This window comes from Alcanivorax sp. (assembly GCF_017794965.1).
Taxonomy (GTDB): domain Bacteria; phylum Pseudomonadota; class Gammaproteobacteria; order Pseudomonadales; family Alcanivoracaceae; genus Alcanivorax.
Genome location: NZ_CP051240.1, coordinates 55,361 through 74,667, shown reverse-complemented (window position 1 = coordinate 74,667; position 19,307 = coordinate 55,361). Strand labels below are relative to the sequence as shown.

Here is a 19,307-nt window from a genome sequence, read left to right as displayed (position 1 = left end):
TCTTTTTTGGAACCCGTCAAGCAGGTATGATCACACCAAGACATTTCGGAGCCCCCATGCGCTGGCAAGATATCGACCAACAGCCCTGCTCACTGGCCCGCACGCTGGCCATCATTGGTGATAACTGGACATTGCTGGTCTTGCGGGACTGTTTCCTTGGTGTTCGACGATTCGATGATTTCCAGCAACGCCTGGGAGTCACCCGCCACGTGCTGAGCGACCGCCTGCGCAAGCTCACAGAGGGCGGCATTGTCGAGAAAGTCGCCTACCAGCAACGCCCCCTGCGCCATGAATATCGCCTGACAGAGAAAGGGAAAGACCTGTACCCGGTGATCGTCCACCTTGCCCAGTGGGGAGACAAATACCTGGCCGGCGAGCACGGTGCCCCGCTCTATCGCATTCACTCCCGCTGCGGGCACACCCTGGATGCCCAGCTGCAATGCGGCGAGTGCGGCAATACCGTAAACGCCAACGAGGTACAGGTGAAAGAAAACCCGGGGTTTGAAGGAAAGGTTTTAGTGAACAGTGAACAGTGAACAGTGAACAGTGAACAGTGAACAGTGAACAGTGAACAGTGAACAGTGAACAGTGAACAGTGAACAGTGAACAGTGAACAGTGAACAGTGAACAGTGAACAGTGAACAGTGAAGGCTGCCCGGCCGGCATACCCTGTCAAGTTTTTATCCGATTTTTTCTTTGTTTTTAACGGCACGAGTCCCAGTCACTCTCTGGCGTGACCTTTTGATTTCAGCGAAGATGACGCGCTTTCGAAACTCGTTTCTCGTAATTCAAAACGACTTTTCCCTCGCTTATGTTCGGATCGCTTGCAGGCAAGTTATTCGCTTCGCTCACCCTTCGGGCCGCACTCCGTGCGTTACTCCGCTACGCTACGTTCCTACAGCGGCTTCGTCAGAACGATTCTTGGGTTTAGCTGTTAACTATTCACTGTTAACTATTAACTGCTTTCTTGCTGTTCTTTCAGCAACCCCAACACCTTCTCACGCAACCAGCCATGGGCCGGGTCGCCGCTCTGGTCTCGATGCCAGTACAGGTGCATTTCCAGATCACTGAGTTCAGCAGGCAACGGACGGACTGTCATGCCTTCACGGGACAAACGTCCCGCCAGCGTGGCCGGCAGGGACAACAGCAGATCGGTTTGCTGGACGGTACTGATGGCCGCCTGATAATGCTGGCAACGCATGCGGATATGGCGCCGGTAACCCAGCCGCGCCAGGCCGAAATCTTCCAGGCCCGGCCCCTCACGGCGGGAAGACACCAGCACATGCTGTGCAGCAAGGTAGGCTGGCAGGTCCATGCCCTCCGCCAGCGGATGCCCCTCGCGCATCATCACCACCATTGGCCCGGACAGCACCGGCACATGCTCAATGGTCTCCGGCATGGCCAGCATCACATCGCAAGCCAGATCCAGACGCCCGCTGGCCAGCTCCGTGGCCATCTGCCGGCGGCGAATGGTCAACGATTGCAGACGAATACCCGGCGCCTCCTCCATCAGCTGCGTCATCAGCGGGGGCAGCAGACATCCCTCCAGACCGTCGCGCAGCCCCAGCACAAAAGTGCGCTCCGCTTCCGAGGCATCAAAGCCGCCCTCATCAGTGAGGCAACGCTGAAAGCCCCCCAGGGAGTGCCGCACCGGGCTGATCATGGCCCGGGCCCGGGCCGTGGGGACCATGCGGCTGCCCTGGCGGACAAACAGCGGGTCCTCCAGCCGGTCGCGAAGCCGCCCCAATGCATGACTGACGGCAGGCTGCGTCAGGTTCAGTACCTTGGCAGCACGGGTGAGGGATCCTTCGGTGTAGATGGCATCAAACACCACGAAGAGATTCAGGTCGAAGCGCGAAACATGCATGAAATTTATCAATTTCCATGTCGTTAATTCATTGGATTTATTGAAACCCGCTTACTAGCATCGGTCAATGGATAGCTGCAAGACGCCGGATGCCTGACGCTGGACGCCCGGCCTGCGGCCGAAACCCTATAAACACAGGACAAACCATGAGCCAGAGTTCGCAACGTATCTTGATTACCGGGGGTGCCTCCGGGCTGGGGCGCGCCATGGCGGAGGCCTGGGCCAGAGACGGCGCCCGGGTGCTGATCGGCGACGTGAACGAAGAGCGCGGCCGGGAGACAGAGCAGGCGCTGTCTGCCCTGCCCGGCACGGTGGAATTTCAGTATCTGGATGTGCGCGATCCCGCCAGTTTCAACCAGGCCCGGGAATGGCTGGAGCAACACTGGGGCGGGCTGGATGTGCTGGTCAACAATGCCGGCGTGGCCGCCGCCGCCCGCATCGACCGGGGCGACATGGCGGACTGGGACTGGATTTTCGATATCAACGTGAAAGGCCCGGTGCGCGGCTGCAAGGTATTCGTGCCGATGATGAAACGCCAGGGTCATGGTCATATCGTCAACGTTGCCTCTTTGGCCGGGCTGGTCAATGCGCCAGCGATGGCCAGCTACAACGTGACCAAGTCCGGGGTGATCTCCCTGTCGGAAACCCTGCGCAACGAATTATCAATCCACAACATCCACTGCACCGTGGTGTGCCCCGGCTTTTTCCGCACCAATCTGCACGAATCCGTGCGCTCCCCCGAGCCCGGCATGGTAGAGATGGTGGACAAGCTGTTATCCAGCGATGAACTGACCGCTGAACAGATTGCCGGCATGGTCAAACAGGCTGTCGCCCGCCAGCAATTCCTGCTGATCCCCCACAAGAGCGCCCGCCGCGCCTGGTTTATCAAACGTTTTGTGCCTGCCCTGTTCCGACGGGTGATGCGTGACAGCGCCAGCCGTATGGAGCGACAGCTGAAGAAGGCGGAATCCAGCTGATGCCGGTGATCTACCTGATACGTCATGGCCAGGCCAGCTTCGGCAAACCGGATTATGACAAGTTATCCGACCATGGCTGGGAGCAAGGTCGCCTGCTCGGCCGCGCCATGCAGAACCAGGATCTGGGCGTACCGGTAGCCGTGTGCGGCACCATGCGACGCCATACGGAAACCGCCGAAGCCACCCTCACTGAACTGGGCCTGCCTGCCCAGTGGCGCACCGATACCGGCTTCAACGAATACAATCACAAAGAGATTCTGGCGCTGGACTGGCCGCTGGCAGAAGATCATGCCGCGGTGACCGAGTGGCTGATGCAGCAGGAGCACCCCCGCAAGGTCTTTCAGAGCCGATTCGAACAGGCCGTACGGCGCTGGCAACGGGGAGAGGATCGCTACAGTGAAAGCTGGTCACAATTCCGCGAACGGGTACTGGCCAGCGTCTACAGCCTGGGCAACAGCCTTAACAAGGGCGACAGCGCCCTGGTCTTTACCTCCGGCGGCGCCATCAGCGTGATCATTCAGCATCTCATGGGACTGAACGACGACGCCCTGCTCACCTGGAACCGCACCCTGATCAACGCCAGCGTGACACGGCTGGTTGTGAATGCCGGGACATTACGGTTAGTGTCAGTCAACGAACATCTGCATCTGCCAACGGAGCAGGTGACGTATAGATAAAAGGCGAGTTGAAAGTTTAAAGTTCAAAGTTGAAAAGGCGCGCGCCAAGCGGTTCATGTTTTGGGACTCAGTGCCCGCGCCGTTACCAGAGGACGCGGGCATGGCCTCACAAAACCAACGGACCTGATCCGCGTTTTAACTTTAAACTTTCAACTCATCAGTTCCGCCCCGTGCTCACGAAAAACCTTTGGAGAAATAACCATGCCCGTCCGCAAGAATATCCTGATTACTGGCGCCAGCTCCGGCCTTGGCGAAGGCATGGCGCGCATCTTTGCGGCCAAGGGGCGTAACCTGGCGTTGTGCGCGCGGCGTATGGATCGGCTGGAAGCGCTCAAAGCCGAACTGGAAGAAAAGCACCCGGACATCCGCGTGCTGATCAAACCGCTGGATGTGGCGGATTACGATCAGGTGTTTGCGGTCTTCGATGCCTTCCGCACGGAACTGGGCAGCATTGACCGGGTACTGGTGAACGCGGGCATGGGCAAGGGTCAGCCCATCGGCACCGGCTACTTCTATGCCAACCGGCAGACTGCCGAAGTGAATTTCGTGGCGGCGCTGGCGCAGATGGAAGCGGCCATGGAAATTTTCCGCGCCCAGAATGAGGGGCATCTTGTGGTCATTTCATCCATGAGTGCCATGCGCGGCATGAAGCGTAACCTCACCACCTACGCAGCCACCAAGGCGGGCATTGCCATGTTGGCTGAGGGCTTGCAGATGGAACTGGCAAACACACCTATCAAGGTCACCACCCTGTTCCCGGGCTTTATCCGCTCCGAGATCAACGAAAAGCTGAAGAACACGCCTTTTATCGTGGATACCGAAACCGGCTGCAAGGAGCTGGTGAAAAACATCGAGAAAGAAGTGATGCACGCCGCCGTGCCCGCCTGGCCCTGGCGCCCCATGGGCTTCGCCATGCGCAACTTCCCGCTGAAGATTGTGGACAAACTTATGGGGTGAAAGAAGCAGTTAACAGTGAACAGTGAATAGTGAACAGCGGCGCGACAGGGCGCTGTTGTAATTTCAATGCAAGAGGCCGCGCCCAAGCTTTGGGCGCGGCCTCTTGCATTAAACACAGAAGGGCATTGCTCGCGAAATGTTCACTATTCACTGTTCACTGTTAACTGCCTTTCAATCTTTCCATTTCATGATCGGCGACCACTCTCGCCATTCATCTTCCGCCTGACGGTTCAGCGGGAAGCGACGCCCTTCTTCTGCCAGCGGGCCGGGTTCGGGTGGGGTAGCGAAGCTGATACCGCCGCGCAGGAGATTCTCCAGGGAACTGGACTGAACCTCTGCCCCCTTGAACAGCCCCACATCCACAGTCAAACCGGAACTGTTCCAGAACACGCTATTGGTACGTACCAGCTTGCTGTACTCGGGTTTGATAATGGCCTGAATCTCCACATAGCGACTGCCCTCACTGAGCCTGCTGTCACCAATGGTGCCCACTTCCATATCCCGATAATAAATATGCCGGCCTTTTTTCAGGGAGCCCAATTGGTTCGCCACCAGGGTGATCTTCAACCCCAGATCCGGTTGTTGATCCGGCGGCGTTTCCAGACCGACAAATTCCTTTTTCTGTTCACCGTCACCGGGTTCCACGGCAATATATTTTCCCGACACCAGGGTATCCAGATTGCGGGCACCGGCAATGCCAAGCTCCGGCTCCACAATCCAGAATTTGCTGTTTTCACTGGCCAGCTTTTCAGCATCCCGATTCAGGCTGGCATGCACATTCACGGTCTTCAGATCTTCGCTGAGCACAATATCGTCAACACTGCCCACCGGGACACCACGGTAACGCAGCTCCACACCTGGCTTGATGCCTGCCCCGCTCTGAAAGCTGATCTCGATCTGCACATCCCGTTGCAGCAACTGATCGTAGAGCAACCAGCTCGCCACGATCAGACTGAGTAGCGGCACCAGCCAGATCGGCGAGGGCCAGTGTGATTTTTTCACTTCAGGTGTTTCCATTCTCAGACTCCACGTTGATCGGGGATGGTCTTCATCCAGAGCTGCCCAGGCGAGAACGCGTGGGCAGACAACATGGTCAACACCACCGCCAGAGCAAACGCCAGAATACCGGGCTCAGGCTTCACACTGGCCAGATTGCCAAATTCCACCAGCGCTGCCAGCAGCGCCACAACAAACACATCGAGCATGGACCAGCGACCAATCCAGTACACCAGCCGGTAGGCCCGCGTGCTCAGCAACGGGTCGGTTTCATGCGGTGCCCGCCAGTAGACAACCGCCAGCACCAACACCTTGAACAAGGGCACCAGCAAACTGGCCACCATGACAATGATGGCGATGCCGGGCATCCCTGCTTCGAACAACTGCCAGATGCCATCGGCAATGGTGCTGGTCTTGCTGCGCCCGCCCTGGGTCACCGTCATGATCGGCAACAGGTTGGCAGGTACCAGCCAGACCAGCGCGGCGATCAGCAGCGCCCAGCAGAGAGTGCGGGATTCATTCACCATGGGCACCCTCGTCATTGTGCAGGGCTATCTGCCGTTGTAGCTGATCCGGCTGGGCCAGGGTTTCCACAATCAGGCGCAACACCACCGCCATGCCCAGACAAACGATACCGGCACCCGGCGTGATCGAGGCCAGATCGCCAAGCTTGGTCATGGAAATCAGGATGCCAAGCAGAAAAATATCGGTCATGGCCCATTCCCGGCTCTGCCGGTAGATCTGCATCCAGCGTGGCGATGCCACTGGCTGTTGTTGTCGAGCCGCCCATAACAGGCGGGTCACTGCTACCAGATTCGCCAGCGGCATGATCAACAGGGTAAACAACAGCAGCAAGCCTGCGGGCAGATAGACGCCATGCATGAGGGCCACAATACAGTCCAGCAGGCTGGCGCTGTTATCCAGCCCCAGGTTCTCCAGGCGTAACAACGGCAGGGTAAGGGCGGGCACCCACAGAAAGGCGGTTGCCAACGACAGGGCCAGCAGGGAATCCGGTTTCAGACGCCAGGCGCCACTGAGCTGACAATCACAGCGGGGACAACGCCAGCTGCCTCGCCCCTTGCCTGAAGGCAGGGCCAGACGGGTATGGCAATCCGGACAGTGCAGCACGTCCGGCTGGCGCAAGGGGCGCCGGCTGAGGGAAACCTCCCTGTCCGATGGCAAAGGCAGCTCCTGTATTGAACAGATATCAAGGATGACATTGCCTGATTTGCACGTCTGTGAAAACCAGCAGGGGTTTTACGGAGTTTTATAAATGGGGAAAGGATGACTTTGCAGGAGCGCCAACATGTTGGCTGAAGGAGGCCGGAATCAGCGATGGCACTGGATGAAACACGCCCCCTGTTCTGCAGCCGTAAACACATCAGGCTTCGACTCAATTCTGGACGTGGCCTGATGCCTTTAAACAACAGCGCCCTGTCGTGCCGCTGTTCACTATTCACTGTTAACAGCTTTAATCAATCGGACCAGGGTTCTTGCGTTTTTTTACGGTGGCGAAACCGCCCTGGGTATCCGGAGCCGCAGGCTTTTGACTACGTCGAGCAGCGGGCTTTTTGGCGGGGGCCTTTTTCTTCAACGGCTTCTTGCCACCTTTCTTGGCATCCGTCTTTTTCTTCAGCTTTTTCTTCTTGCTGCCCGCAGCCTTGCCATTGGACTTGAGCTTCTTTGGCCCCAGAAACTTGCCTTTCAAGGGCTCGATGACGCGGAAATCGAATTGCTGACGCAGGTAGCGCTGAATGCTCGCCATCAGGTTCCATTCGTGGGCCGCAATCAGGGAGATCGCAGTGCCTTCACCGCCCACCCGGCCGGTGCGGCCAATACGATGCACATATTCATCACCGCTGCGAGGCATGTCGAAGTTGATCACCAGGTCCAGCCCTTCCACATGAATGCCACGGGCCGCCACATCGGTGGCCACCAGCACCCGCACACCGCCATCCTTGAGCCGGTCCATGGCCAGCTTGCGGTCTTTCTGGTCTTTCTCCCCGTGCAGCACAAAGACCTTGTGGCTGGTGGCTCGCAGTACGCCGCCCAGGCGATCCGCCTGTTCCCGGGTATTGGTAAAGATCACCGCCTTGTCATAAGTTTCGTGGGCCAGCAGCCACTGCACCAGACGTTCCTTGTGGGCCACATCGTCGGCGGTGATCACCTGTTGCAGGATCGATTCATTCAGATCGCGCACCGTGTCCAGCAACAGGAACTTCGGTTCACGCAATACATTTTCGACCACGCGATCCATGGCGTTGCCGCCGCGGGTGGCAGAGAACAGCAGGGTCTGTCGTTCGGTGCGGCACTCTGCCGCCAGCCGCAACACATCATCACTGAAACCCATATCCAGCATGCGGTCGGATTCATCCAGCACCAGCACTTCCAGATCGCCCAGCAGCAGGTTGCCCGCTTCCAGGTGCTCGATAAGCCGCCCCGGCGTGCCAATCAGGATCTCCGGATTCTTACGCATCTTCGCCGCCTGCACCTTGAAGTCCTCACCGCCGGTGACCAGCTCCGCTTTCACGAACGTATAGCGGGCCAGGGCCTCAACCTGCTTGAGTGTCTGCTGGGCCAGCTCGCGGGTGGGCAGCAATATCAGGGCACGGGTGTCGGTGCGAGGGCGCGAGTGCTGCAACAGGCCATTCAGCAAGGGCAGCAGGAAGGCCGCTGTCTTGCCGCTACCGGTGCGGGCAATTACCCGCAGGTCATGCCCCGCCAGTGCCTCGGGAATGGCCGACGCCTGCACCGGTGTGGGCTCGGTGATGTCCATTTCGGACAGGGCGCGCACCAGGCGCTCGTGGAGATTGAGTTCGGCAAAGGTGGACATGGGTTCGGCTCCGGTGTTGAGGGGGCATTGTAGCAGCTGCCGGAGTTGAAAGTTCAAAGTTTAAAGTTGAAACGCGGTTCGGGGCAGCAGGTTTTGCCATACCGTGCCCGCGATCTCCGGTAATGGCGCGGGCACAGAGGTCCAGAACGGCAAAACCCGTCTCGCGCCTTTTTAACTTTGAACTTTCAACTTTGAACTCACTCCCCCACCCACGCAAACCGCGGAATGACTTCCCCCTCCTTCTCCACCGTCTCGATGAACATGCTCAGCGGCCTGACCCACAGCGCCCGATCGCCGTAGAGCGGGAAATAGACCACCAGGGTTTCTTCGGTTTCCGAATGAGTGGCAGTGCCAATCACCTGATAATCGTTCCCCTTGTAATGACGGTAACGGCCGGGTTTGATCTCGCTCACTTCATGCTCCTCTTGCCAGACGCTCGGCGATGGCCGCCAGCACCTGGGGGTTCCAGGGCAGCCCCACATGGGTGCCCGCCACTTCCACGTTATCGGTTAGCGGCCCTTCATTTTCCAGACAGCACTGCCAACTCACAATGCCATCGTCACGGGTATAAATGGCGGTACAGGGCACCGGGGGCGCCGCGATGCGCTCACGGAAAGCATCCAGGTCCGGGTTGTGCTGCGGATTGAGCCACCGGAACAGGGCACTCACATTGTTGGCATCCGGATCATGATTGATCGGGCTGCCCAGGGTAAACACCCGGCTCACATGTTCGGGAAAGGCCCGCGCCAACTCCCGGGCAAACACCCCACCCAGACTCCACCCCACCAACGCCACCGGCTGGCCATGGCGGGCCTGAATCGCCTGCAGCTGAGACGCCAGCAACCCGCGTCGCTTGTTATTCATGCCGGTATTGGTGCCCTGGGCCCAGCCATAACTGCTGTAACCCAGGCGGCTAAGGCTACGACGCAGGGGGCGGGTACTCACATCACTGGCGCCAAAGCCAGGCAGCACCAGCACGGGCTCGCCATTACCGGCAGGCAGCTGGCGGTGCTCCAGCCCCTTCACCAGATAACGGCCATAGGCCAGCAGGGCGCGGCTTTCGCCCAGCAACAGGCGCAAGGCCGGTGGCGACAGTTTTTCGGTCATGGTGCTGCTCCACGTTCGTCCAGATCAGCAGGAATGGTACCCTGTGCAAAAAACCGTTAAATACCACGATTGACGATTGGCCCAACCGAACACACCGGCCTGAGCGCGGTCACAGACACCAGCAACAAGCCAGTAAAGAGGACCTCATGCAGAAAACCCTGATTGCCCTGACTTCCCTGCTCCTGCTGTGCGGCACCAGCCAGGCCATGGCGCGCAAGGCCGTGGAGCCCAAGAATGTTTACGGCTGGGTGGAACACACCACACTGCTGCCCTGGGGCGTAAAGCTCAAAGCCAAGCTGGATAGCGGGGCCCTGACCTCCTCACTACACGCCATCGATGTGCAAACCTTTGAGCGCGACGGTGAGAAGTGGGTGCGCTTCACCGTGAACGTGAAAGACCTGGACAGCGGTAAAATGGTCGCGAAGACCTTCGAAAAACCCCGCTTCCGTCGGGTACTGATTCGTGGTGCCGGTGGCGAGGAGCGACGCCCGGTGGTGCTGATGCAGCTATGCATGGGCGACACCCTCTATGAAGAGCAGTTCACCCTCAACGACCGCTCCGACATGAACTATCCGGTATTGCTGGGCCGCCGCACCCTGTCTCATCTGGGGTATCTGGATGTGACCGAAACCTTCCTCCACAACCCCACGTGCACCGAAGAATCAACGGTGAAGCAGCACAAGGAAGAGGACGACGACGAGGACATCCACGACTAGGAAGCCTCTGAATAACGACCGAGGCCGCGCCCGGATTCCGGACGCGGCCTCGTCAATGCAGCCCAATCAAACCTCGATGCCGCGTTGCAGCTTGAAGCTTGTACCTGCCGTTACGCCGGATTCACCTCGAAGTACCCCAACATCCCGTCCAGCGCCTCACGCAGTACATTACCCTGCAGACTGATGCGTGCTTCCAGTTCAGCCACGGCGTCCTCCGCATCCAGGCTGTCGATATTTTCCTGTAGCAGATCCAGCGCCTTGATGCGCTTGATCTCCAGCTTGTCATTCACATCCAGCTCCAGATTGTCCTGCCAGGCCAGGTTGATACGGGTCACCACCATGCCGGTTTCCAGGTGGGCGAGAATTTCTTCCTGGCCCAGATCCACGGCGGTGAATTTCACTGCCGCGCCTTCGTCCTTGGTGCCTTTCAGCTCACAGCGATCCCCCAGGGTAAAGCCTTCCGGCAATAGCTTGGTGTCACGCAGCCAGTTACTGAAGCTGGTGTAAGGGGCCGAGTTGGGAGCCGGATACGCCACCGGCAGGGTGCCGATGGCCTTGCGCAGGCACGCCACCACTTCTTCAGCACGGGTAGCGGAAGACGCATCCACCAGCACCCGCTTGCACTCGATATCGATCAGCAGGTTGGTCCGGCGGGAACGGGTAAAAGCACGGGGCATCAGTTCGAAGGTGATCTGCTCCTTCAACTCGGCCTTTTCCTTGCGGCCCACCTTGCGACCTTCCTCGTCCTGAATGGCTTCCACCTTCTCGTCGAGCATTTCCTTGATCACCGGCCCCGGCAACAGGCGAGTGGTTTCCTGATAGGTACAGTAGATGAAACCGTCCACTGCATAGGCCATGGGATCCTGTCCCTTCAGGGGCGGCACAAACCCTTCGGTGCGCAGGGTCTGGCTGCCGCAGGGCTGACAGCGATTGCTGGCCAGGATCTCATCCAGCTCGGCCACGGAAAAGGAAAAGGGCTCATCGCCCAGATACACAATCAGGTTCTTGATCCACATAGTCTCGTATCCAAAAGCCGGAGCGGAAAACAGCGCTGCCGGAAAACGGGAGGGCTGGCCACAGTAGCGAAATGCCCAGCCTGCCTCAAGCACCACGCCGTCAACTGCTCAGCAAATCGCCGCCCATTTGGCCTGTCATGACATCCCTATCTGTGGCATCAATAGACACTCATCAGCATCAGGAGGCCCCATGGATTTTTTGCGTACCCCGGATTCCCGGTTTGAGCGTTTACTGGATTACCCCTTCGATCCCCACTATGCCGACGTGGACGGCCTGCGCATGCATTATGTGGACGAAGGCCCCCGCGACGCCCACCCCATCCTCATGCTCCATGGCGAACCCTCCTGGTCTTACCTGTACCGGCACATGATTCCCATCTGTGCAGCCGCCGGGCACCGGGTAATTGCCCCTGACCTGATTGGTTTCGGCAAATCCGACAAACCCACCGACATGGCAGCCTACAGCTACCAGACCCACATGGACTGGTTGTTATCGCTGCTGGACCAGCTTGAGCTGGAGAACATCACGCTGGTGTGTCAGGACTGGGGTTCCCTGCTTGGACTGCGTCTGGCTGCCGAGAACCCGGAACGGTTCCGCGCCATCGTCGTGGGCAACGGCATGCTGCCCACCGGTGACCAGAAAGTGCCGGCGGCCTTTCAGTTGTGGAAGAATTTCGCCATCTACAGCCCGCTCTTCCCCATTGCCCGGATCATCGACAGTGGCACCTTTCGCAAGCTGGGTCCGGATGAACGGCGCGCTTACGATGCACCCTTTCCCAACCGCAAGTACAAGGCCGGGGCACGGGCGTTCCCCAAGCTGGTACCGGTGACCCCGGAGGACCCGGCCAGCGACGCCAACCGCGCCGCCTGGAAAGTCCTTGAGCAATGGGACAAGCCCTTTCTCACCACTTTCAGCAACGGCGACCCTATCACCCGCGGGGGAGACACATTCATGCAGGAACGCATCCCCGGGGCCAAGGGACAGCCCCACCAGACGCTGGTGGGTGGCCATTTCCTTCAGGAAGATTCCCCGGTGGCATTCGCCCGCGCCATCAATGATCTACTGGCCGCTCTGGCGTAGTCCGCTCCGCCGATGCCCAGCAGGCTATGACAGTTCACCCTGGGCGGCGGCCACGCCCGGGGAGAGCCGCGGCAGCAGATGTGTTCCGCTCAGGTAGCGACCAAACACCTGCGTCTCACCGAGTTGCGGATCAAAGCCGCCCTCCCTGTCCCAGGCCACCCGTCCGTTGATAATGGTGGCGCTGACAGCATCGTCATTACGTTTCACGATCCGTTGGATTTCAACATCTTCGATTGGCATGGGCGCCCACTGCACCTCATCCAGTTCATCCCCCAGCCCCTGTGGATTCACGATCACCACATCGGCCCGCACCCCCTGGCTGATGCGCCCTGCCGACAGCCCGAACCAGTCCGCCAGGTCGGAGGTAACCTGTTGCACTCCTTCTGCCACACTGATGAAAGGCACACCCTCGCGCTGCGCATCGCGAACATATTTCAGCAGGCGTAATGGAAAGTTGTACTGGGCGATGGATTCCAGATGCGCCCCGGAATCGGCAAAGCCAACATGGGTGTGGGGACTGGCCAGCAGCTTGCGCACCACTGCCGGGCGGTGATTACCATAGTTGGTCTTCCAGCGCAGAGCATTGCGATACTTCACTGCCAGATCGAAGTAGGCATCCACCGCATCCTTGCCTTCGGTCCTGCCGATTTCCTCAAAGTTCTTGCCGATCAAGCCGACATCCGGACAGTCCACCACCCAGCAATCACTGAAATCCCGATGCCAAAGGCCTTTGGTAAAGAGAGCATTCACATGCTTCTTGAACAATTTGCGAAAGGCAGGATCATCCACCTTTGCATACATGGCATCCTCATCCTTGAAGTCGCGCAGCAGTTCACCGGAGGCAAACTCTTCGAAGGCATTCACGTTGAGGCCACTGAGATAAACGGTGAACGGCGCGGGCAGGGTCTGCCAGCGAAAATTACCCCGCAGGACACGGTTGGCCAGAAAGCCGCTGAGGCGAGTGACCACGTTCAGCCAGGGATTGGACTTGAGGTCCAGGGCCGTAAGCATGGAACACTTCATCGGGCGACGAAACAGGCCGTGGGCCTGCCACAGAAAACGCACCACATTCACTTTCTTGACCGCATCGGGAGCGCCCTGCATAACCCCGTTGCGTCGCCGCAGCACCCTGAACAAACGCTTGAATTCATTCCAGCGGGCATACGTTGACGGCAACGGTCGAGACCAGGCGCGATCCCCGTCCACCTTGTCCAGCCGCGTGGTCATCAGCGACAACCCAACGCAACCGGCATCCAGGGCCTCTTCCAGCAACTGCTCCATGCGTTGCAATTCCTGTTCTGAGGGCTTCACGTCGGACGTGGCGCGTTCCAGCCCCATCACCGCCACACGCAGGTCTGAATGACCGATAAACGACCCCACATTGGGGCCCAGCGGATGGTGCTCGTAGAACCGGCGATAGCCAGCGGCATCGTTCCAGTACTTGCGCTTCTCCAGTACTGGCAACACCAGTTCCCGTGGCACCGCTTCTACCCGGGTGAAAAGATCAGAGCAATCCTCTGGCGCCGCATTGACCATGCTGATGGAGCAGGAACCAATCATTACCGTGGTCACGCCATGGCGAACCGATTCCTTCAGGGCGGGGGCTGCAATCACTTCGGCATCGTAGTGACTGTGCGTTTCGATAAATCCGGGCGTTACCCACTGGCCGGTAGCGTCGTAATAACGTGCGGCGGAATCAGCAGGCAAGGGCTGCTCACTGATGAGGGCGACCCGGCCGTCGCGGATACCCAGATGCTTGATCCCCTGGCTCTCGCCGGACCCATCGAAAACCTCACCGTGATTGATCACGATATCGTAGACGTGCTGCATGTGCTTTCCCTTTGGTCGACCTGCCGTGATGCCCGCATGGTCGTTATTGTTATCGGTGTCAGGGAAAACAATGTAAGAGAAAGGAAGATAGAAAAGCCCGGACAATTGGAGACAACATCCCGCAGAAACGGGACATCAGACAGCACTGCTTGTTGTTTGATATGCGTCTTGCCAGAACAGGACCCGGTTGCGCCCCTGCTCCTTGGCCTGATAAAGCGCCTGGTCAGCCAGGGAAAGCAACTGGGCCTCGGACCGTGGTGTCTGCCCGGCCGCATCCGCCAGCCATATGATGGCACCAAAACTGGCAGTGACATGGAGGATACCGCCGTCATCCAGTATCACCTTTGTCGATGCAATGGCATCCCGGCACCGCTCCAGCACATTGGCCGCACCGTCAGCATCCGTCTCCGGCATGACCAGCACAAATTCTTCACCGCCGATTCGCCCCACCAGATCACTCTCCCGCAAACAGGCATTGAGAGTCTCTGCCATCTTGACCAGCACCCGGTCTCCCGCACCGTGACCATACTGATCGTTGATCCGCTTGAAGTGATCAAGGTCCATGATGCAGATCGCCATGGGCAAGCCGCTACGACGCCCGCGCGCCAACTCATGCGCCAGCAACCTGAACAATTCGCGACGGTTGGCCAACCCGGTCAGGGGGTCATGCACCGCCTGGTCACGAATCTGGGCTTCACGGTAAATCCAGCGCCGCAGCAACAGGGATATCAGGGTGATCACTGTGGCAATGAAGGGCACCATGAAGGCTACCGTGCTGGCCACCCAATAATAGGACACCACTTCCCGGGTAATGGGGTAGGTAATAAAATAAATGGCGTGGGCGCTGTACTCCAGCACTGACAACCAGGCCAGCAGCAATACCACCAGAACGGAAAAGGCAAAGTTCCATGCCACCTGCGGGAACCCGAACAGGATGAATCCCACCAGGGGGGAACCCATCAACACCATACCGGTCATGGGGCTGTAGAAGCCCACCGTCCAGGCCAACAGGAGAAACCCGATACTGAAGAAGGACATGAAGGCGACAGGATAGTACCGCGAATGACGCTCACGGCGACGCAACAGGCTGCCCCAGGCAATCAGCCCCAGCCAACCAACCTGATTCAGGATCATCACCTGATTCATTACCTCTGCGCCTTCAGCAGAGACAAACTGCCGGGCAAAGTCGGTGAAATGAACGGTAAACAGGTGCCAGAGGTAGACAAGGCCCATATAGCCCCAGAGCAATACGGACAACAGCAAACATTTGTCCCTGTCGCTCCAGTCCAGCAATCGATATAGCGTCAACAGCCGTGCAGGTGTCTTTTTCATTATTCTTCGTGACCTGGTTCACACGGATAATATCATTATGACACTTTCGACTCGGTGCAAAGCTCCTTCACACAACGTCCATACCTGGCAGGCGACCAGTGGTCGGATAATGCCGTGGCCGAATCCTGACGACCCACCTCACTCGTAACTGAGATGGGTCGCCTTGCCGCGGAACACCCGGTAGATGAAGACGGTATAGCCAAGGATCATTGGCAACGCGATCACCGCGCCCCAGAAGGTAAAGAGCAGGGACTCTGTGGCCGACGCGGCCTCCCAGATGGACAACTGGCCCAGCACGACGTCCGGGAACAGGCTGTAGGCCAGGCCGATGCTGGCCAGCACACAGATCACGATCAGCGACAGAAAGGCCAGCCAGCCGTAGCCATTATCGAGAATTTGTCGGCTGTTGAAGATCCAGATCAACCCGGCATACGCCAGACCGGTGGCAATGGGAATTGGCATCAGGCCAATGGCGTTGGGCAGGGTGAACCACTTGGCGGCAATGGTCTCGCTCACCAGCGGCGTAGCGATAGACACCAGTAGCAGGAAGGCCCCCATGGGCAAGACTGCCAACCGCCCCCAGCGAGCCGCCTTCTGGAACAGCTCGCCTTCGGTTTTGATCAACAGCCAGGCAGCCCCCAGCATGATGTACAACGCCGGCAATGCCAGGCCAATCAACACCGCAAACAGGGTGCTGGTGGTATCCCCGGTGAGGCCGGTGACATAGGCTCCCAGCATCCAGCCCTGGCACACCGAGGCCACCAGTGAACCGATGGCAAACAGCCGGTTCCACATGGCCTTGTGTTGATCACCCGCCTTGACCCGAAAATCGAAAGAGACCCCACGCAAGATCAGCCCCATCAGCATGATGGTCACCGGCAGATACAGCGAGGTCAGCACGATACCGTGAGCCTGGGGAAAGGCGATCAGCAGGATACCCACGCCGAGTACGATCCAGGTTTCATTGGCATCCCAGAACGGCCCGATGGCCGCCACCATCACATCCTTTTCCTGATCAGAAGCAAAGGGCAGCAGCATGCCGATGCCCAGGTCGTAGCCATCCAACACTACGTAGATCAACAGCGCCAGGCCCATGGCCCCGGCAAAAAACAACGGCAACCAGTATCCAAGATCCATCATGCGTCTCCTTCGCTGCGTTCTGCTGCCATGGCCTGTTGCTGCGGTGACAACGACAGGGACCGGGCCGGCTTGGTGGCCAGATAACGCAATGCGGCGATATAGGCCACCAGCAGGAACGCGTACAGCAGCACATAGCCAAACAGGGTCCCGGCCACGGTGGCACTGCTGTGATCAGCCACCACCTCGGAGGTGCGCAGCAAGCCATCCACGATCCATGGCTGACGGCCGATCTCGGTCACATACCAGCCCGCCAGCACCGCCACCCAGCCGGAAAAGGTCATCACCGACAGGGCCCGTAATAACCACGGGTGCGCCGCGCTGCTTTCGTCCCGGGTACGGAACAGTCGCCACACGGCCCACCACCCCACCAGCACCATCAAGGTGCCCACCCCGACCATGACGCGGAATGACCAAAACACCGGCGCCACCGGCGGGTGATCACCTTCGAACTCATTCAACCCCTTCAGCTCGCCATCCCATTCATGGGTCAGAATCAGGCTGGCAAGGCCCGGCACCTTGATGGCCATGTGCGTGGTGCGAGCGTCTTCATCCGGGAAACCGAACAGGGTCAGGGGGGCATTCCTTTCGGTTTCCCAGACCCCTTCCATGGCGGCGATCTTGGCCGGCTGATGCTCAAGTGTGTTCAACCCGTGCATATCGCCGATCCACACCTGCAGCGGCGCCAGCACAGCAGCCATCAGCGCCCCGGTGCGCATGACCTTCCAGGTAGCCGGACCATCTACCTGCCTCAGCGCCCGCCAGGCGCTGACGCCCATGATCAGGAATGCTGCGGTGAGCAGGGAGGCATTGAACATGTGCGCAAAGCGATAGGGGAAGGAAGGATTGAAGATCACTTCCCACCAGCTCTCCACAAAGAACACCCCGTCCTCGATACGGTAACCGCTGGGCGTCTGCATCCAGGAGTTCAGGCTCAGGATCCAGAACGCGGAGAATGAGGTGCCCACCGCCACCAGCGCCGTGGCAATCAAGTGCGTGCGGTTGGACACCCTGTCCTTGCCGAACAGCATGATGCCCAGGAAGGAGGCCTCCAGGAAAAAGGCCGTGAGCACCTCATAGCCCAGCAGTGGGCCCGCTATGTTGCCAGCCCTTTCCATGAAGCCAGGCCAGTTGGTACCGAACTGGAAGCTCATGGTGATGCCCGAGACCACCCCCAGCGCAAAGCTCAGCGCAAAAATCTTTACCCAGAAGAAATAGGCGTATTCCCAGGCCTTGTCGCCGGACAGGGTATAACGCAGGCGGAAGTAGAACAGCACCCAGCACAGACCAATGGTGATGGTGGGAAACAGAATGTGAAAACTGATGTTGGCGGCAAACTGCAAGCGCGCCAGCAGGAAGGGGTCAAATTCCATTCCATATCTCCTGAAGGAATATCCATATAACCATACTATCAGGCTCTTCCGGGCTGCCCAGATGACAAATTGTCCATCCCTCTGCCAGACGTGAACAACGCGTCAGTAATAACACTACCTCTACAAAGGACACAATTCGTTAGATAGCGCACAACAAGGACACTACAGCGCCCTTTCTGTGCACCCAACAAAATGCATTTCATCATTTTTTGCAGCGCTGGCTGCGACTTCGATATCTGTACCGGAATTAACGGGAGAGTCCCATGAGCAAAACAAAAAAAGTGTTTCAGGCATTGAGTGCCGCCGCTGCGCTGACGCTCAGCAGTACCGCTTTCGCGGCGGTGGAGCGTACCTTCTGCGTATTCGACATCATCGGCGCCAGTGGCGACACCTACAACATGATGAAAGACTACAAGACCGCCGCCCTGGCCTGGGGGGTGGATGTGGAACTCAAGCCCTACACTGACGAAAAGATCGCCTCTGAAGATCTCAAGGCCAACCAGTGTGATGCCGCTGTTCTCACCGGCATCCGCGGTCGCCAGTTCAACAGCTACACCGGCAGCATGGATTCCATCGGCGCCATTCCCAGCTACGACGCCATGCAAACCGTGATCGCGGTACTGGCCAGTGGCAAAGTGGACCAGCATCTGGTGTCTGGCCCCTATGAAGTGGGTGGCGTGTTCCCCCTCGGCGCGGCCTTCCTGTTCCTCAAGGACAAGGAAATTGACACCGTGGAAGAGCTGGCCGGTAAATCCATCGCCGTTCTGGAGTACGATAGCGCCCAGGCCAACATGGCCTCCCGGGTGGGCATGTCTCCGGTCATGTCAGATATCACCAACTTCTCTACCCGCTTCAACAATGGCTCCGTGGATATCTGCTTTGCCCCGGTAATGGGTTATTCCGCTCTGGAACTCTACAAGGGCATGGCCCCCAGCGGCGGCATCCTGGATTACGTCCTCGGTCAGCTGAGCGCCCAGGTAATCATTCGCAAGGACCGCTTCCCGGACGGCTTCGGTCAGCAATCCCGCAAATTCATGTCTGGCCAGTTTGACCGCGCCATGAAGCTGATCGACAACGCCAGCAGCGAAATCGATGACAAATGGTGGATCCGCATCCCCGAGGCCGACAAGCTGCGTTACGACCAGATGATGCGCGAGGCCCGCATTGCCCTCACCAAAGATGGCGTTTACAACAAGGACATGATGAGCCTGCTGCGCAAGGTACGCTGCAAGCAGGAACCGTCCCGCGCCGAATGCGTCAACCCGGTGGAATAACCCCACCCGCTCCGGCCACCGGCACTCCCCGGTGGCCGGGGCCTCCCTGCCCCTTTCCCCACACCAATCCCCTTTCCGCACTGTTCACCGAGCCAACGGCAAATATTGTCGCCGGTAAATCACTGCGGGGCTCA

Annotated in this window: 19 protein-coding genes; 7 read left to right on the top strand and 12 right to left on the bottom strand. The window is 58.7% G+C overall.

Translation table 11 applies throughout. From position 1 onward, the window contains the following. Positions 1-56 precede the first annotated feature (56 nt). Positions 57-536 carry a helix-turn-helix domain-containing protein gene (locus HF945_RS00360; RefSeq protein WP_290523851.1) on the top strand — a complete coding sequence of 160 codons (480 nt, stop codon included), beginning with the start codon at positions 57-59 and terminating at the stop codon, positions 534-536. 419 nt (positions 537-955) lie between these two features. On the opposite strand, the gene HF945_RS00355 is transcribed toward HF945_RS00360, so the two are convergent. After that, positions 956-1,867 (bottom strand): LysR family transcriptional regulator, encoded by a 912-nt coding sequence (locus tag HF945_RS00355; protein WP_290523850.1) that lies wholly within the window; start codon positions 1,865-1,867, stop codon positions 956-958. Between the two features lie 146 nt (positions 1,868-2,013). Between HF945_RS00355 and HF945_RS00350 the strand changes: the two genes are divergently transcribed. The 3 genes from HF945_RS00350 to HF945_RS00340 all read left to right on the top strand — a co-directional run bounded on the left by HF945_RS00350 (position 2,014) and on the right by HF945_RS00340 (position 4,478). Then, positions 2,014-2,844 (top strand): SDR family oxidoreductase, encoded by an 831-nt coding sequence (locus HF945_RS00350; RefSeq protein WP_290523849.1) that lies wholly within the window; start codon positions 2,014-2,016, stop codon positions 2,842-2,844. Further along, on the top strand, positions 2,844-3,521 hold the full coding sequence (locus HF945_RS00345) for a histidine phosphatase family protein (protein ID WP_290523848.1): 678 nt from the start codon (positions 2,844-2,846) through the stop codon (positions 3,519-3,521). Before HF945_RS00350 ends, HF945_RS00345 begins: the two co-directional genes overlap by 1 nt. Before the next feature lie 201 nt (positions 3,522-3,722). Further along, positions 3,723-4,478, top strand: coding sequence for an SDR family oxidoreductase (locus tag HF945_RS00340; protein ID WP_290523847.1), 756 nt, complete (start codon positions 3,723-3,725; stop codon positions 4,476-4,478). A gap of 171 nt (positions 4,479-4,649) precedes the next feature. Here the strand turns inward: HF945_RS00340 and HF945_RS00335 are convergent, their stop codons facing one another. The 6 genes from HF945_RS00335 to HF945_RS00310 form a co-directional block, all read right to left on the bottom strand. Next, complete coding sequence (locus tag HF945_RS00335; protein ID WP_290523811.1) at positions 4,650-5,495, bottom strand: MlaD family protein; 846 nt, start codon at positions 5,493-5,495, stop codon at positions 4,650-4,652. A 2-nt stretch (positions 5,496-5,497) separates the two neighbouring features. Continuing rightward, entirely contained in the window at positions 5,498-6,001 is a 504-nt protein-coding gene (locus HF945_RS00330) for a paraquat-inducible protein A (RefSeq protein WP_290523810.1), read from the bottom strand. Beyond that, positions 5,991-6,656 carry a paraquat-inducible protein A gene (locus tag HF945_RS00325; RefSeq protein WP_290523809.1) on the bottom strand — a complete coding sequence of 222 codons (666 nt, stop codon included), beginning with the start codon at positions 6,654-6,656 and terminating at the stop codon, positions 5,991-5,993. The genes HF945_RS00330 and HF945_RS00325 overlap by 11 nt, the downstream gene beginning before the upstream one ends. 289 nt (positions 6,657-6,945) lie before the next feature. Next, complete coding sequence (locus HF945_RS00320; RefSeq protein WP_290523808.1) at positions 6,946-8,307, bottom strand: DEAD/DEAH box helicase; 1,362 nt, start codon at positions 8,305-8,307, stop codon at positions 6,946-6,948. Positions 8,308-8,504: 197 nt separating this feature from the next. After that, positions 8,505-8,720: a DUF1653 domain-containing protein gene (locus HF945_RS00315; RefSeq protein WP_290523807.1), complete on the bottom strand. Its 216-nt coding sequence runs from the start codon at positions 8,718-8,720 to the stop codon at positions 8,505-8,507. A gap of 1 nt (position 8,721) precedes the next feature. Beyond that, on the bottom strand, positions 8,722-9,414 hold the full coding sequence (locus HF945_RS00310; RefSeq protein WP_290523806.1) for an alpha/beta fold hydrolase: 693 nt from the start codon (positions 9,412-9,414) through the stop codon (positions 8,722-8,724). A 146-nt stretch (positions 9,415-9,560) separates the two neighbouring features. Here HF945_RS00310 and HF945_RS00305 point away from each other — a divergent pair, with 146 nt between their 5' ends. Then, positions 9,561-10,130, top strand: coding sequence for an ATP-dependent zinc protease (locus HF945_RS00305; RefSeq protein ID WP_290523805.1), 570 nt, complete (start codon positions 9,561-9,563; stop codon positions 10,128-10,130). Between the two features lie 110 nt (positions 10,131-10,240). Here HF945_RS00305 and HF945_RS00300 read toward each other — a convergent pair whose 3' ends face one another. Further along, entirely contained in the window at positions 10,241-11,146 is a 906-nt protein-coding gene (locus tag HF945_RS00300; protein ID WP_290523804.1) for a recombination-associated protein RdgC, read from the bottom strand. A gap of 190 nt (positions 11,147-11,336) precedes the next feature. Here HF945_RS00300 and HF945_RS00295 point away from each other — a divergent pair, with 190 nt between their 5' ends. Beyond that, positions 11,337-12,227: a haloalkane dehalogenase gene (locus HF945_RS00295; protein WP_290523803.1), complete on the top strand. Its 891-nt coding sequence runs from the start codon at positions 11,337-11,339 to the stop codon at positions 12,225-12,227. 24 nt (positions 12,228-12,251) lie between these two features. Here HF945_RS00295 and HF945_RS00290 read toward each other — a convergent pair whose 3' ends face one another. From HF945_RS00290 to HF945_RS00275, 4 genes are all read right to left on the bottom strand, one after another. Beyond that, positions 12,252-14,057, bottom strand: a complete 1,806-nt coding sequence (locus HF945_RS00290) for an N-acyl-D-glutamate amidohydrolase (protein ID WP_290523802.1) — start codon at positions 14,055-14,057, stop codon at positions 12,252-12,254. A 135-nt stretch (positions 14,058-14,192) separates the two neighbouring features. Continuing rightward, positions 14,193-15,389 carry a GGDEF domain-containing protein gene (locus HF945_RS00285; protein ID WP_290523801.1) on the bottom strand — a complete coding sequence of 399 codons (1,197 nt, stop codon included), beginning with the start codon at positions 15,387-15,389 and terminating at the stop codon, positions 14,193-14,195. Between the two features lie 138 nt (positions 15,390-15,527). Further along, positions 15,528-16,529: a cytochrome d ubiquinol oxidase subunit II gene (locus tag HF945_RS00280; RefSeq protein ID WP_290523800.1), complete on the bottom strand. Its 1,002-nt coding sequence runs from the start codon at positions 16,527-16,529 to the stop codon at positions 15,528-15,530. After that, on the bottom strand, positions 16,526-17,899 hold the full coding sequence (locus tag HF945_RS00275; protein ID WP_290523799.1) for a cytochrome ubiquinol oxidase subunit I: 1,374 nt from the start codon (positions 17,897-17,899) through the stop codon (positions 16,526-16,528). The genes HF945_RS00280 and HF945_RS00275 overlap by 4 nt, the downstream gene beginning before the upstream one ends. 263 nt (positions 17,900-18,162) lie before the next feature. Between HF945_RS00275 and HF945_RS00270 the strand changes: the two genes are divergently transcribed. Next, positions 18,163-19,173, top strand: a complete 1,011-nt coding sequence (locus HF945_RS00270; protein ID WP_161319139.1) for a putative solute-binding protein — start codon at positions 18,163-18,165, stop codon at positions 19,171-19,173. The last annotated feature ends 134 nt before the right edge of the window (positions 19,174-19,307 follow it).

Excerpts from the sequence above, each read along its gene's own strand:
- HF945_RS00300 (WP_290523804.1), bottom strand. The coding sequence starts at position 11,146 with ATGTGGATCAAGAACCTGATTGTGTATCTGGGCGATGAGCCCTTTTCC.
- HF945_RS00335 (WP_290523811.1), bottom strand. The coding sequence starts at position 5,495 with ATGGAAACACCTGAAGTGAAAAAATCACACTGGCCCTCGCCGATCTGG.
- HF945_RS00345 (WP_290523848.1), top strand. The coding sequence starts at position 2,844 with ATGCCGGTGATCTACCTGATACGTCATGGCCAGGCCAGCTTCGGCAAA.
- HF945_RS00320 (WP_290523808.1), bottom strand. The coding sequence starts at position 8,307 with ATGTCCACCTTTGCCGAACTCAATCTCCACGAGCGCCTGGTGCGCGCC.
- HF945_RS00340 (WP_290523847.1), top strand. The coding sequence starts at position 3,723 with ATGCCCGTCCGCAAGAATATCCTGATTACTGGCGCCAGCTCCGGCCTT.
- HF945_RS00280 (WP_290523800.1), bottom strand. The coding sequence starts at position 16,529 with ATGATGGATCTTGGATACTGGTTGCCGTTGTTTTTTGCCGGGGCCATG.
- HF945_RS00305 (WP_290523805.1), top strand. The coding sequence starts at position 9,561 with ATGCAGAAAACCCTGATTGCCCTGACTTCCCTGCTCCTGCTGTGCGGC.
- HF945_RS00330 (WP_290523810.1), bottom strand. The coding sequence starts at position 6,001 with ATGGTGAATGAATCCCGCACTCTCTGCTGGGCGCTGCTGATCGCCGCG.
- HF945_RS00310 (WP_290523806.1), bottom strand. The coding sequence starts at position 9,414 with ATGACCGAAAAACTGTCGCCACCGGCCTTGCGCCTGTTGCTGGGCGAA.
- HF945_RS00270 (WP_161319139.1), top strand. The coding sequence starts at position 18,163 with ATGAGCAAAACAAAAAAAGTGTTTCAGGCATTGAGTGCCGCCGCTGCG.
- HF945_RS00360 (WP_290523851.1), top strand. The coding sequence starts at position 57 with ATGCGCTGGCAAGATATCGACCAACAGCCCTGCTCACTGGCCCGCACG.
- HF945_RS00285 (WP_290523801.1), bottom strand. The coding sequence starts at position 15,389 with ATGAAAAAGACACCTGCACGGCTGTTGACGCTATATCGATTGCTGGAC.
- HF945_RS00295 (WP_290523803.1), top strand. The coding sequence starts at position 11,337 with ATGGATTTTTTGCGTACCCCGGATTCCCGGTTTGAGCGTTTACTGGAT.
- HF945_RS00290 (WP_290523802.1), bottom strand. The coding sequence starts at position 14,057 with ATGCAGCACGTCTACGATATCGTGATCAATCACGGTGAGGTTTTCGAT.
- HF945_RS00350 (WP_290523849.1), top strand. The coding sequence starts at position 2,014 with ATGAGCCAGAGTTCGCAACGTATCTTGATTACCGGGGGTGCCTCCGGG.
- HF945_RS00275 (WP_290523799.1), bottom strand. The coding sequence starts at position 17,899 with ATGGAATTTGACCCCTTCCTGCTGGCGCGCTTGCAGTTTGCCGCCAAC.
- HF945_RS00355 (WP_290523850.1), bottom strand. The coding sequence starts at position 1,867 with ATGCATGTTTCGCGCTTCGACCTGAATCTCTTCGTGGTGTTTGATGCC.